The 12464-nt window shown below is 64.2% G+C and carries 13 protein-coding genes; 1 reads left to right on the top strand and 12 read right to left on the bottom strand.

All coding sequences use genetic code 11. The annotated features are described in order from the left end of the window. Nucleotides 1–88 precede the first annotated feature (88 nt). The 8 genes from tilS to ybgC form a co-directional block, all read right to left on the bottom strand. A complete protein-coding gene (tilS, locus tag ASD12_RS13780) occupies nucleotides 89–1462 on the bottom strand; it encodes a tRNA lysidine(34) synthetase TilS (RefSeq protein WP_056586491.1) in 1374 nt (457 codons plus the stop codon). A 58-nt stretch (nucleotides 1463–1520) separates the two neighbouring features. Next, nucleotides 1521–2630, bottom strand: a complete 1110-nt coding sequence (ybgF, locus tag ASD12_RS13775; protein ID WP_056586487.1) for a tol-pal system protein YbgF — start codon at nucleotides 2628–2630, stop codon at nucleotides 1521–1523. Nucleotides 2631–2856: 226 nt separating this feature from the next. Then, nucleotides 2857–3363: a peptidoglycan-associated lipoprotein Pal gene (pal, locus tag ASD12_RS13770; RefSeq protein WP_056586484.1), complete on the bottom strand. Its 507-nt coding sequence runs from the start codon at nucleotides 3361–3363 to the stop codon at nucleotides 2857–2859. A 249-nt stretch (nucleotides 3364–3612) separates the two neighbouring features. Continuing rightward, the gene (gene tolB / locus ASD12_RS13765) at nucleotides 3613–4923 is read right to left on the bottom strand and encodes a Tol-Pal system beta propeller repeat protein TolB (RefSeq protein WP_056586481.1); all 1311 of its coding nucleotides are present in this window, start codon (nucleotides 4921–4923) and stop codon (nucleotides 3613–3615) included. A 40-nt stretch (nucleotides 4924–4963) separates the two neighbouring features. Next, the gene (locus ASD12_RS13760) at nucleotides 4964–6121 is read right to left on the bottom strand and encodes a TonB family protein (protein ID WP_056586478.1); all 1158 of its coding nucleotides are present in this window, start codon (nucleotides 6119–6121) and stop codon (nucleotides 4964–4966) included. 8 nt (nucleotides 6122–6129) lie between these two features. Further along, nucleotides 6130–6582 carry a protein TolR gene (gene tolR, locus ASD12_RS13755; protein ID WP_056586475.1) on the bottom strand — a complete coding sequence of 151 codons (453 nt, stop codon included), beginning with the start codon at nucleotides 6580–6582 and terminating at the stop codon, nucleotides 6130–6132. Between the two features lie 10 nt (nucleotides 6583–6592). Next, a complete protein-coding gene (gene tolQ, locus ASD12_RS13750) occupies nucleotides 6593–7303 on the bottom strand; it encodes a protein TolQ (RefSeq protein ID WP_056586472.1) in 711 nt (236 codons plus the stop codon). 274 nt (nucleotides 7304–7577) lie between these two features. Further along, a complete protein-coding gene (gene ybgC, locus ASD12_RS13745) occupies nucleotides 7578–8060 on the bottom strand; it encodes a tol-pal system-associated acyl-CoA thioesterase (protein WP_056586469.1) in 483 nt (160 codons plus the stop codon). Nucleotides 8061–8117: 57 nt separating this feature from the next. On the opposite strand from ybgC, the gene ASD12_RS13740 reads away from it, so the two are divergent. After that, nucleotides 8118–9368 (top strand): cellulase family glycosylhydrolase, encoded by a 1251-nt coding sequence (locus ASD12_RS13740; RefSeq protein WP_056586466.1) that lies wholly within the window; start codon nucleotides 8118–8120, stop codon nucleotides 9366–9368. 106 nt (nucleotides 9369–9474) lie between these two features. Here ASD12_RS13740 and ruvB read toward each other — a convergent pair whose 3' ends face one another. From ruvB to ASD12_RS13720, 4 genes are all read right to left on the bottom strand, one after another. Beyond that, nucleotides 9475–10512 (bottom strand): Holliday junction branch migration DNA helicase RuvB, encoded by a 1038-nt coding sequence (gene ruvB, locus ASD12_RS13735; protein WP_056586463.1) that lies wholly within the window; start codon nucleotides 10510–10512, stop codon nucleotides 9475–9477. Between the two features lie 43 nt (nucleotides 10513–10555). After that, nucleotides 10556–11176 (bottom strand): Holliday junction branch migration protein RuvA, encoded by a 621-nt coding sequence (gene ruvA / locus ASD12_RS13730; protein WP_056586460.1) that lies wholly within the window; start codon nucleotides 11174–11176, stop codon nucleotides 10556–10558. Nucleotides 11177–11189: 13 nt separating this feature from the next. Then, nucleotides 11190–11699 (bottom strand): crossover junction endodeoxyribonuclease RuvC, encoded by a 510-nt coding sequence (ruvC, locus tag ASD12_RS13725; protein WP_056586457.1) that lies wholly within the window; start codon nucleotides 11697–11699, stop codon nucleotides 11190–11192. A gap of 75 nt (nucleotides 11700–11774) precedes the next feature. Continuing rightward, complete coding sequence (locus ASD12_RS13720) at nucleotides 11775–12308, bottom strand: DUF1465 family protein (RefSeq protein WP_056586454.1); 534 nt, start codon at nucleotides 12306–12308, stop codon at nucleotides 11775–11777. Nucleotides 12309–12464: the final 156 nt, after the last annotated feature.

The following is a 12464-nucleotide window of genomic DNA, read 5'->3' as shown; positions in this document are numbered from 1 at the left end:
CATGAGAGGAAACTTGCGCCTAACATAGGGAGAGCGCCTCCCCTTGCCAAGCATAACAGCACGTCTGGGTTAAGCTTTCGCGCAACCATCAACCGGCACTGTGGCCGCTGAAAGGCAAGGGCGACACCGGGGCCGCACCAATCAGGTCGGCGACGGCCCGCGCCGGCGCCAGATCGAAGGACGGCAGGAAGCGGGCAAAGGGCGCAACGACCGGCCGCACCTCAACCATCGCGGACACCCCTCCATGTCCAGGCAAACCAAGGCATTCACCGGCTTGCCACAACGCCGGCTCGGCGGCGAGCGCGGCGCGCATCAGGCTCGGCGGGGTTTTTCCTTCGCCCATCGCCAGTCGCTTCGCCGCTGTCCCGAACGGGGCGATCAACAATCCGCCGCTGCTGTCGTTCAATGTGATGCGGCGGCGGCCGTCCCAGAGAGTGTCGCCGGTGGCAGTGATGGCGGCGGGCAAGCTTCGCGCCTCGCGGCGCAGGAAGATGCCGGCGCGCCGGGAATCGACAACCGCCCGCGACAATGTGGCGCAAAGAAATCCGGCCTTCAGCCGGCCGAACAGCGCCTCGCTGCGGGCCTGATCCGGCAGGAAGGCAATCCCGCCGGTCGTGGCCAGCAGGATGCGCAACGCGTAGACGGCCGCCTGCGCGTCACCGGCGCTCAGCAAGCCCGGATCGAGACGAATGAGCCCGCCGGCCGGCTGGGTTGCGAAATCGCCGATCAAGCTTGCGGCGGTGAGACCGAGTTGACTGCGCGCACGGCCCTCATGCGCGGCCAGCGCCAGTGCATCGTCGATGCGCCGCGCACCGTTGCCCTCGGCAAGGGCTGCCCGCATGCGCGGCCGCTCGAAAGCCTCGTCGGCATTGGTCGGGTCGTCGGCCCAGCCGACATTTTGACGGCGCAGGACATCGCGCAACCCCGTGCGCCGCATGCCGAGAAGCGGCCGCACGATCCAGCCGCGCCAGTCATACAAGGTGGCCGGCGCCATGCCGGCAAGTCCCCGGCCTGCCATTTCGACAAACTCTCGGCCACCATCCCGCGCGTGCCGCATCAGCACGGTCTCCGCCTGGTCGTCGGCGGTATGGCCGGTGAGGATCAGGCCGATGCCTTCCGCTTGTGCCGCCTCGGCCAACAGCCGGTAGCGCGCCTCTCGCGCGGCGGCGGGCAGGCCGGTCGACGGCTTGGGGCCCGACCATGCCAGGATGCGGTGTGAAATTGCATATGTGGCGCACAGCTTCGCCACCGCTTGCGCTTCCGCTGCCGAACCGGGTCGCAAACCGTGGTCGATCGTCACCGCCAGCAGCTTCGTTGCCGGCGCCGTGCGGTCGAGATGGTGTTTGAGAAGAAGGAGCAGGGCGGTCGAGTCGCTGCCGCCGGATACGGCCGCAACAGCGCCGCTGGTAAAATCGATATGCGAAAAAAGGCTGGTCGAAAGATTAGGCTCGATGTCGAGCATCAATGCGTGTCGCCCAAAAGTGGCCCCGGTCTTGGGACAACGACATGCATCAGAAGGATCAGCACGCGGCCAGAGCCTTCTCCTGCTTGACGCGTTCCTTGAGGGCACTGGAAATATCAGGGTAGCGCTTGCCGACCTCGCTGAAGGTGGCGCAGGCAACGTCATGCTGCTTGAGGCCGACCAGCGACACGCCGAGCTTCAGCAACATGTCGGGCGCCTTCTTGGCCTTGGGATAGTCCTTGCTGGCGGCAAGGAAAGTCTCGGCGGCGTCGCGGTATTTCTGCTGGCCAAGCAGCGACTCGCCCAGCCAGTAATGCGCGTCCGCCGCCTTCGCGTCCTTGGGGAAGCGGGCGATGTGGTCGCGAAAGCCCTGCTCGGCGGTGCCGTAGTCGCCCGAGAGGATGAACTGGTAGGAATTGCGGTAGAGTTCCTCCGGGTCGTTGGTGGCGGGCAATGCCGCGATCACCGTGTCGGATTTGCCGGCCTTGGCCGGCGCACCGGTGGCTGGCGCGGTGTCCTGCGCCGGCGCGGTCGCCTGGGTGTTGCCGCCGGCATCGATGACATTGCCGTTCTTGTCGACGGTGATGGTTCCAAATGTCTTTTCCGGCGCTCCCGTACCGGGAATAACCTTGCCAGGGTCGCCTTCGGGCGATTCGACAATGACGTCCTGGACCGTCTTGCCGCCTGCTGCCTGATCGGTGCCGGGTGCGGCGCCGGCATCGGCCGGCGCCTGTGTTGCCGGGGCCGCAGCCACGTCGGTGTCGGTGCCGGTTGTGGCATCCGATTTCTTCTGTGCTGGCGGCTGTCCGCCTTGCGTGCCGCCGCCTTCAAGCTGCTGGAAGCGGAATTCATTATCTTCCTGCTGCTTGCGGATCTGCTCCTGCATCTGCAGGACCTGGAAATTGAGTTCCTCGATCTTGCCGTTCATCTGCCGCAGCTGCTCTTCGAGGCTGGTGACGGCGGCAGGATCGGACTGCACTATCTGGACCTGATCCGGCTTCTTCTTCTGGCCGAAAAGGCTGGGCAGTTCGATGCTGGGCAGATGGAAGGAAAAGCCGCTGTCGGTTGATTGCCCTGTGCCGCTCGCCTCCAAGCCGCTAGCCAAGGCGGTGACGCCTGATAGGAGCAGCAGCGCAAGCGTGCCGCTCAGAACCGATCTCAAATGCATGTGCCTCTCGCCGTGATTTCGTTAGCTTGTTCGCGCCTTCCAATCAGAATGGGACCAGCCAAGCGCCCTCGGCTCATAGCAGGAGCCGAGACTTCGGCCAAATTTTGTTTCGGGCATCCGGATATGAAAAAGGCGGCCCCAGGGCCGCCTTTCGCATAGGTATGTTGCATTTTTACCGCTACACCGCCGCGCGTTCTTTTGACGCGCCGGTCGGCTGCGCGATGCCTCAGGAACCAGCGCCGCTGAGCGTGGTGACCGCACGGCGGTTCTGCGACCAGCAGGAGATGTCGTCGCACACCGCGACCGGACGTTCCTTGCCGTAGGAAATGGTCTTGAGACGGCTGGCCGAGACACCCTTGGCGACGAGGAAGTCGCGGGTGGCGGCGGCACGGCGGGCGCCGAGCGCCAGATTGTACTCACGTGTGCCACGTTCGTCGGCATGGCCTTCGATGACGATGGCATACTGCTTGTACTGGTTCAGCCACTGAGCCTGGCGAGCCAGGGTCGTCTGCGCGTCGGCACGGATCGAGGTCGAGTCCGTATCGAAGAAGATGCGGTCGCCGATGTTGACGGTGAAGTCCTGCGCCGATCCGGGTGTTGCAGCACCCGCGCCGTTAAGGCCAAGATCGGCCGCGTTGTTCGGCGTCTTCTTCGAGGCGCAACCGGCGATGGCGAGCATCGCCACCAGCGCGATCATGACCGGGTTTCTGGTAAGTGCTGCGATACGGCCCATGCCGCCTCTCCTTCGCATTTCGAGTGATCGTATTCGAGTGATTTCGTTGATCACCCAGTAACCACGTTTGGGTTAACCGGCATTCAAGAAACACGGTTAAAATTTGGTTTAGGCTGCCCGTCCGCAGCCGTTTGGCCTGAAGCCACATTTCACGCGGACCCTAGGCGTAAATACGGCCAAAACGCGACCAAGGCATGGAAAAGGGGCCGAAACGGCCCCTTTTCAGCATGTGTGGCAATTCAGCCGAACCTATTCCAGCAGCGGCGACCAGGCCGGGTCCGAAGCGAAATTCGCGGTCGGGATCGATTGCTCGTTGCGGCCGGTAAGATCGACGGAAACCAGCTTTGGCCCCCCTGCCGAATCGCGGAAGAACATCAGCACGCGGCCGTTTGGCGCCCAGGTCGGCCCCTCCTGCTGGAAGCCGGAGGAGAGGATGCGCTCGCCCGAGCCGTCGGTCTTCATGACGCCGATCTGGAATTCGCCGCCGGTCTGCTTGGTGAAGGCGATGAGGTCGCCGCGCGGCGACCATACCGGCGTCGAATAGACGCCGTCGCCGAAGGAGATGCGGGTCTGACCCGAGCCGTCGGCGCCCATCACGTAGATCTGCGCACGGCCGCCACGGTCGGAGGTGAACACCACCTTGCTGCCGTCGGGCGAATAGGAGGGCGAGGTGTCGATGGCGGTCGAATTGGTCAGCCGCGTCGTCGAGCGGCTGCGCAAATCCATGGCGAAGATGTTGGAATTGCCGTCGTCGCGCAGCAGGCTCATGATCACCTTCTGGCCGTCGGGCGAAAAGCGCGGCGCAAAGGTCATGCCGGGGAAATTGCCGACCAGTTCGCGCTGCCCGGTCTCGATCTGCAGCAGGTAGACCCGCGGTTGACCGCTTTCGTAGGACATATAGGTGATTTCCTGCCGGTTCGGCGAGAAACGCGGCGTCAGCACGATCGACCTGCCGTCCGAGAGATAGCGGACGTTGGCGCCGTCCTGGTCCATGATGGCGAGGCGCTTCTTTCGCGCGTTCTTGGCGCCGGATTCGTCGATGAAGACGACGCGGGTGTCGAAATAACCCTTCTCGCCGGTCAGCCGCTCATAGATCGCGTCGGCGATGATGTGGGCGACGCGCCGCTGATTGGCGTCGTTGGCGAAGAACTGCTCGCCGGACATCTGCTGGCCGGCAAAGGTATCCCACAACCGGTACTGGGCGCGGATGCGGCCGTCGGCTTCCTTGCTGACGCTACCGGTGACCAGCGCCTGCGCGTTGATCACCTTCCAGTCGTCGAAACGGGGCGCTGCATCGGGGTTGGTGATTTTCTCGATGAAGGCGCTCTTGTCGATCGGCGCGAACAGGCCCGAACGCTTCAGGTCGGCGGTGATGATCTGCGAAATCTGCGCCCCAAGCGCGTCGCCGCCCTGGAAATCCGTGATGGCGATCGGCAGCGGCTCGACATTGCCCTTGTTGACGTTGAGCTCGACGAGCGCCAGCGCCGGCAACGTGCTGACCGCGGTCATGCCCGTCGCCATTGCTGCGACCATCAGGAGCGGCTTGAGGATTGATTTCATGTCTTCTCGCTTCTCATACTGATTTTCGGACACTCAGGCGTTAGAGGCCGAGCATCTCCCTTGGATCGAAGGTGACGCGGACGTCGGCCCAGATGTCCTGCTTGCCGGCCGGAACCTGCAGGCCGGTGACATCGCATTTTTGCACCGCGCGAACGGCACTCTCGTCGAACTGGCGGCTTCCGCTCGACTTCTCGACCGCCGGGCGCCCGGCCAGCTTGCCGGAGGCATCCAGGTTGAACCGCACCACGACGACGAAGTTCTCGGAACCTTCAAGGCCGACAGGAAGGGTCCAGCAGCCGCCAAGCTGGCTTTCCAGGGCGCCCATTTCGGACCTGGAAAGCTTCTGACCCTGGTCCTTGTCGCCGCCGAGCGACGCCTGCTGGGTCGAGCGCTTGGCGCCGCCGCCGGATGGCTTCTGCTTGTCAAGGAGAGCTGAGATCTCGTCGGCGTTGAATTGCTTGTCGTCGGACTTAGGCTTCGACGTCGCCTCCTTGACCGGCTTGTCGGCATCCTTGCGCTCCGGCGCCTTGGCGCTTTCGGCTTGCGCCGGCTGCGGCTTCGGCCGGGCTTCCGGCGCGGGCGCCGAGTCGGGCAGCTGCGTCGCCTCGGCAGGCGGCTCCTGCGCTATGGCTTCGGCGACGGCGTCAGGCTTGACCTCGGGCGTCGGATCGATGGCCGCGGTCTTGTCTTGCGGCGGCGGGGTCGGCGCCGGCTTGGCCGGTGTCGGCTTGGGGTCTGCCTGCTTGACCGGCTCGGGCTTGACCTCTTCCTTGGGCGTCGGCGCCGGCGCCACTTCGGTTGCCGGAATAGGCTTGGGCTTTTCCTGCGGCTTCGGCACGTCCTCGGGCTTCGGCTTCTCGATCGGGGTCGGCGCGGGCGGGGGAGCCGAGGTCATGTCGACGGGCTTCGGCTTGGCTTCCGGCGTTATCGGCTTGTCGGTATCGACGCTGTTCTCGCCGACCTTCTGCGCATCCGGCACGATGTCCGGGCGCTGCGTCGGCACAGGTGCCGGCTTTTCATGCATCACGGCCTTCTTGTCGCCCTGCAACGTTTGCGCAATGGCTTCCATCGGCACGATGTCGACCGCGACCGACTCGACGTCGGAGGACGGAAGCGCGGCCGGCGCCGTCAGCGTGAACAGGCCGAAGGTCAGCGCCGCCGCATGCAAGATCACCGATGTGGTGAGGCCGGTCTTCATCTTCTTGTCTACTGATCCTGTTCCTGCAGTGAAACCAGGCCGATGTTCTTGTAGCCGGCGGCCGAAATGCGGGCCATCACCTTCATCGCCGTGCCATAGTCGGTGGACTTGTCGCCACGGATGAAGATGCGCTCCTCATAGCCGGTCTTCGAGATTGCCTGCAGCTTGGCCACCAACTCCTCGATCGGGATCTCGGTTTCCTGCAGATAGATTTGGCCGGCGGCGTTGATCGAGACGGTGATTGGCTGCGTGTCGGCATTCATCGCCTTGGCCTGCGTATCCGGCAGGTCGATCGGCACGCCGACCGTCAGCATCGGCGCCGCGACCATGAAGATGATCAGCAGCACCAGCATCACGTCGACCATCGGCGTGACGTTGATCTCGGACATCAGTGCATGGTGACGGCCGCGCCGCCTGTGGCCGCGCGCGCCGCGTCCTCCCATGCCCATGGACATACCCATCTGCTACTCCTCAGGCCTTGGGGGCCACTTTTTCATCGATTTGGCGCGAGAGTATGGCGGAGAACTCGTCCGAGAACCCTTCCATGCGCACGGCTATCTTGCTCGCGTCGGACGACAGCTTGTTGTAGGCGATGACGGCGGGAATGGCGGCGAGCAGGCCGATGGCCGTCGCCAGCAGCGCTTCGGCGATGCCGGGCGCAACCACCGCGAGACTGGTGTTCTTGGAGCCGGCGATCGCCTGGAACGACGTCATGATGCCGATGACTGTGCCGAAAAGGCCGATGAAGGGTGCGGCCGAGCCGGTGGTGGCGAGGAAGCCGAGGCGGCCCTCCAGCTTCTCCATTTCGCGGGTCAGCGCCAGGTCCATCGCCTTGTCGATGCGGGTCTGCAGGCCGAGTGGCGTTTTCGCGCCCTTCTCGAAGCTCTTCTTCCACTCGCGCATCGCAGCCACGAAAATTGCGCCCATGCCGGTGGTCTTGCGGTCGGCGAGCGTGCGGTAAAGCTCCTCCAGCGACTGCCCCGACCAGAACACCTGCTCGAACCGGTTGAGCGCCAGCCGCATGCGGGCGTAGGAAACCAGCTTGTCGACGATGATCGCCCAGGTCCAGACCGAGGCGCAGAGCAAGCCGATCATGACCAGCTTGACCACCCAGCTGGCCGAAATGAACAGCGACCAAACCGACAATTGCGCGCCCGGGTCGGCGAGTGCGATATTTTCCATCGTTACGTCCTTAAGATTTTCCGGGCGAAGCTGGCGGCTGGCCCCTGGCATCCCTTGTGGTCGGTTCGCACGAAGCTACCGGAACAACCCCAAACCGTGCCGTTCTCGGCCTTTTCAGGGCAAATATTGGTGAAAGGAAGGCGCTCCGATAACGCCAATCTTCACCAATCTCTTCATGAACCGTTATGGTTAAGGATGGGTTAGTATATAAGGCGCGGCGCATTGCCACGCCCAGTGAACAATGCGCAAGCCGTCGCCGTTGATCGCAATGGGGCTAATCGGCCGCGGGTAAGGCCTTGGGCATGAATGCGGCCACCCATTCCCTGGGAAAGCGCCTTGGGCGGCCATTCTCGCCGATGATCGCCGCCTCGACCCTGGCCTCGACCAGCACCTCTTCGCCGCGCTTAAGCTGCTGCGCCATGAAGATGCGCGCCCCGGAAATGTCCTCGGTGCGTGTGTCGACCGTCAGGATGTCGTCGATGCGGGCCGGGCCGCGAAAGTCGATCTCCATGCGCCGCACCACCCAGACTATTCTTTCGCCATGCTTGCCGTCGGCAAGCTCGGTGTGGTGCACGCCGGTCAGTCTCAGATAGTCGGAGCGGCCGCGTTCGAAGAATTCGAGATAGCGTGCATGGTAGACGACGCCGGAGAAATCGGTGTCGGCGTAATAGACCCGCGCCATCAGCCGGTGGCCGAACGCGGTCAGCGCGCCGGAAAGTCCGGCCAGCAGCGTCGCCGATTCACCATGATCGCCCATTGCGCTTCCTTTTTCAGCCCCGGCGAGGCACCTGTTCCCCGCGTGACATAACATCGGATGGCACTGTTGACGGCGATGATCAAGACCTTGACGGCGGCGCTGCTTGTGCTCGCGGCGTTGGCGTGGCCCAGCCACGCGGCAACCTTCTTGATGAAGCGCGGCCTCAACCTCGACCAGTGGGTTACGTGGCCGGGCGAGGACCAGTGGAGCGACGCCAAGGCCATCCTGCCCTATCCGGAATGGCGGAAATTCCTTGGGGAGAACGATCTCAAGGCACTGAAGGACGCGGGCTTCGATTTCCTGCGCATGCCGGTCGACCCGTCGCCTTTCCTGTCCGGCCAGACCGTGGCGTTGCGGGACGACCTCTATGCCAGCGTGCTGGATTCGGTGCGCATGATCAACCGCGCCGGCCTGAAGGTGATCGTCGACATGCACCTGATCCCCGCCGGCGGCAGCCGCAAGATCGGCATGGCGCAAGTGATGGAAGACCCGCGGACCTTCGATCTCTATGTCGGGATGGTGCGCAGGATAGCCCGCACGCTGGCTGGCGAAGATCCGGCTCAAGTCGCTTTCGAGCCGATGAACGAACCGATCGTCGATTGCGACAGCGACGGCACCAGCCTGTGGCCGGACCGCCAGCGCAAACTGTTCGCCGCGGCGCGGTCCTCGGCGACGAAACTGACCCTGGTGCTGACGGGTGCCTGCTATTCCGCCGCGAGCTCGCTTGAGAAGATCGACCCGAAGACGATCCCGGACGACAACGTCATCTGGACCTTCCATTCCTACGATCCGTTCCTGCTCACTCATCAGGGCGCGACCTGGGCCGGCGACTTCATCCCCTATGTGACTGGCCTGCCCTATCCGCTGACCGCGGTGCCGCGGACACAGCTCGAGGTGACGCTCGACACCATCCGCGCCAGGATCAAGGCCGAGGCGCCGTGGACTCGGCAGAGCGGCCTGCTTGCCTATCTCGACGAACAGGCCGCCAGCATGGACAGCCCCGACAAGCTGCTCGGCTTGATGGATGCGCCGTTCAAAAAGGTCGAGGCGTGGGCGAAGGCCAACGGTGTCAAGCCTGAGAACGTCACGCTGGGCGAGTTCGGCATGATCCGCCAGGAATATGGCAACGCCTATGTGATGCCCGCCGAGTTCCGGGCAGCCTATGTCAGGGACATGATCGCGCGCGCCGAGGCGCACGGCTTCTCTTGGTCGGTGTGGAGCTATGGCGGCGCTTTTGGCATCATCGATGCCTTCAACGGCGACAAGGCGGAGCCTGACGTAATGGACGTGATCCGCGGGCTGCGTTGACCGTTCAGGCAAGATCGATCGAGAAGATTCCGGGAGCATTCCAAACGCATCGGCGCAATGCTGAAAGCCAGGCTCGCCCGAGACAACGTAGCGGCGCGCTTGAAAATTACTCTTCCTGGAACAGGTTGATCTGCTGCTGCGCCAGATCCTTCGGCGCGTCGAGGCCGAGATGGCGCCAGGCATTGGCCGTCAGCATGCGGCCGCGCGGCGTGCGCTGGATGAAGCCCTGCTGGATCAGATAGGGCTCGATGATGTCCTCGATGGCGTCGCGCGGCTCGGACAAGCCGGCGGCGATCGTCTCGATACCGACTGGCCCGCCGCCGAAATTGCGCGCGATCATCGACAGATACCGTCGGTCGAGCGCGTCGAGGCCGAGCGCGTCGACCTCCAGCCGGGTCAACGCCTCGTCGGCGATCTTGCGGTCGACATGGCCGTCGCCGGCGACCGAAGCGAAATCGCGCACGCGGCGTAGCAGCCGGCCGGCGATGCGTGGCGTGCCGCGCGCACGGCGCGCGATCTCCAGTGCGCCATCGTCGCCGAGCGGCATTTGCAGGATGCGCGCGCCGCGCCGCACGATCAGCTCCAGCTCCTCGACGGTGTAGAAATTGAGCCGCACGGGAATGCCGAAACGGTCGCGCAGCGGGTTGGTGAGCAGACCAAGCCGCGTGGTGGCGGCGACAAGAGTGAAACGGGCGAGGTCGATCTTGACCGAGCGCGCCGCCGGTCCCTCGCCGATGATCAGGTCGAGCTGGAAATCCTCCATCGCCGGATAGAGGATTTCCTCCACCGCCGGGCTCAGCCGGTGGATCTCGTCGATGAACAGCACATCGCCTTCCTCGAGATTGGTCAGCAGCGCGGCGAGATCGCCGGCCTTGGCGATGACTGGGCCGGAGGTCGAGCGGAAATTGACGCCGAGCTCGCGCGCCATGATCTGCGCCAGCGTCGTCTTGCCGAGGCCCGGCGGCCCGACGAACAGCACATGGTCGAGCGCCTCGTTACGGCCCTTGGCCGCCTCGATGAACACTTTGAGGTTGGCCCGCACCGCGGCCTGGCCGACGAAATCGTCGAGTGTCTGCGGCCGCAAGGTCTGCTCGGCATCCTCGCCGCGTTTTTCGGGAGCAATAAGGCGAGGCGACAGGCTCATGTTGCCTTCCTTGCACAGCGTTGAGTGCTGAACAAGCAGGGGTTCACCGCGCCAGTTCCTTCAGCCCAAAGCGGATCAGCTTCGGCGCATCGGCATCCTCGCCCGCCGTCTTCAGCGCGGCCGCCACCGCATTGGCGGCGGTATCGCGCGAATAGCCGAGATTGACCAGCGCCGACACGGCATCGGTGATCGGCGCGGATGCCACGCCGTCGCCGAGCTCCTGCTTCAGGCCGATGGTGCCCGAGGCAGTGCCGGCATAGGCCGGCGCCTTGTTCTTCAGCTCGGTGACGATGCGCTCGGCCACCTTCTTGCCGACGCCGGGTGCGCGAGAAACCATGGCGATGTCGCGTAGCGCAATGGCATTGGCGAGATCGGCCGGCGCCAGCGTCGACAGGATGGCCAGCGCCACCTTGGCGCCAACGCCCGGCACATTGTTCATCAGCAGCCGGAACCACTCGCGCTCGAGCTGCGACTGGAAGCCGTAGAGGCGCAGCATGTCCTCGCGCACATAGGTCTCGATGAACAGCACCACCGCTTCGCCGGGCGAAGGCAGCGCGGCCAGCGTGCGCGCCGAGCAATAGGCGACGTAGCCGACGCCATGGATATCGACGAGGCAATGATCGTCGTCGACCTCGTCGAGCGTGCCCTTGAGCTTGCCGATCATGCTTGATGACCCCTCACGCCAGCATTGCCATCCGGTAGGCCACGCTCTGCCGGTGATGCGCATGGCAGATGGCGATGGCCAGCGCGTCGGCGGCATGTTCGGTATCGAAAGTGGCTTTCGGCAACAGCACTTTCACCATCATGTGGATCTGCTTCTTGTCGCCATGGCCGACGCCGATCACCGCCTTCTTGACTGCATTGGGCGCATATTCGGCAACGACGAGGCCCGCACGCGCCGGCACAAGCATGGCGATGCCGCGTGCCTGGCCGAGCTTCAGTGTCGCCACGGCGTCCTTGTTGACGAAGGTCTGCTCGACGGCTGCCTCTTGCGGCATGGCGGTGTGCAGGATCTCGGCGAGCCCGTCATGCAATTGGCACAGCCGCGTCGCCAGTGCCGCCTTGTCGTCGGACTTCACGGTGCCGGACGCAATGAAGCGCAGCGAATTGCCGAGGCTTTCGACGATGCCCCAGCCGGTGCGCCTGAGCCCCGGATCAATACCGATGATGCGAATCGCTTCCCCCATCCGCCAACTTTACCTCCGGCGGACAGCGATGCCAGCGAAATGTGAACAAACCAGAAACAGAAGGGTGACCGAGGTTTAACCGCGGGCGAAAGCCGTGTTCAGCAGGCTGATCTGGTCCGAAACCGGATTGGAGCGGCGAGCCATCGGTTGCATGTCGACCACGGCGCCGGAGCCATAAATCTCCTCGTCCATGCGGCGCACCAGTGCCTGCAGGCGCAGCGAGCGGGTGACGAGGTCCAGGAAATCCTCGGGCAGTTCGGCCCAGCCGGCGGCTTCGTCATGGGCGGAAGCGGTGTCGAGACGCACCTTGGACTTTTCCGACGCGACCTGGTCGCGGGTCATCTCGCCGGAATTCGCGGCGCGCTGCAAAAGCAGCCAGGAGGCAACCTGCATCAGCCTGGTGGTCAGCCGCATCGATTCGGCGGCATAGAGCGTGGCCGCCAGCCTGGACAGTTTCTTCGCCTCGGCCCGGCCCTTGCCGTCGAGATATTCCGCCGCCTGTTCGACCAGGCCCATGCCTTCCTGATAAAGCGGCTTGAAGGATTGCGAGAAAACCCGGCGCTCCGCCAGTTTGACGGTTTTCGCACTGCCCTTCGAAGGCTCGTTCATTGATACGCCCCTGCACTTGCAACCGGCTGATTCGGCTCCCTGCCGATACACCCGGAACCCTATCTGACTGAAGCTTGAAAATGCGCTTCGTCACCGGTGAAGGCAAGCACATGTTTAACAGAAGGTTAACGGCGAGCCGACGTCGGGCGCTTCTGA

It is taken from the genome of Mesorhizobium sp. Root102, from assembly GCF_001425625.1.
Lineage (GTDB): Bacteria > Pseudomonadota > Alphaproteobacteria > Rhizobiales > Rhizobiaceae > Mesorhizobium.
The sequence above is the reverse complement of the archived record's forward strand: the minus strand, read 5'-3'. Positions and strand labels throughout refer to the sequence as shown.

Coding starts and splice junctions, on each gene's coding strand:
- ruvB (WP_056586463.1), bottom strand. CDS start 10,512: ATGAGCCTGTCGCCTCGCCTTATTGCTCCCGAAAAACGCGGCGAGGAT.
- tilS (WP_056586491.1), bottom strand. CDS start 1,462: ATGCTCGACATCGAGCCTAATCTTTCGACCAGCCTTTTTTCGCATATC.
- ASD12_RS13720 (WP_056586454.1), bottom strand. CDS start 12,308: ATGAACGAGCCTTCGAAGGGCAGTGCGAAAACCGTCAAACTGGCGGAG.
- ybgF (WP_056586487.1), bottom strand. CDS start 2,630: ATGCATTTGAGATCGGTTCTGAGCGGCACGCTTGCGCTGCTGCTCCTA.
- ruvA (WP_056586460.1), bottom strand. CDS start 11,176: ATGATCGGCAAGCTCAAGGGCACGCTCGACGAGGTCGACGACGATCAT.
- ASD12_RS13740 (WP_056586466.1), top strand. CDS start 8,118: ATGGCACTGTTGACGGCGATGATCAAGACCTTGACGGCGGCGCTGCTT.
- tolR (WP_056586475.1), bottom strand. CDS start 6,582: ATGGGTATGTCCATGGGCATGGGAGGACGCGGCGCGCGCGGCCACAGG.
- ASD12_RS13760 (WP_056586478.1), bottom strand. CDS start 6,121: ATGAAGACCGGCCTCACCACATCGGTGATCTTGCATGCGGCGGCGCTG.
- pal (WP_056586484.1), bottom strand. CDS start 3,363: ATGGGCCGTATCGCAGCACTTACCAGAAACCCGGTCATGATCGCGCTG.
- ybgC (WP_056586469.1), bottom strand. CDS start 8,060: ATGGGCGATCATGGTGAATCGGCGACGCTGCTGGCCGGACTTTCCGGC.
- ruvC (WP_056586457.1), bottom strand. CDS start 11,699: ATGGGGGAAGCGATTCGCATCATCGGTATTGATCCGGGGCTCAGGCGC.
- tolQ (WP_056586472.1), bottom strand. CDS start 7,303: ATGGAAAATATCGCACTCGCCGACCCGGGCGCGCAATTGTCGGTTTGG.
- tolB (WP_056586481.1), bottom strand. CDS start 4,923: ATGAAATCAATCCTCAAGCCGCTCCTGATGGTCGCAGCAATGGCGACG.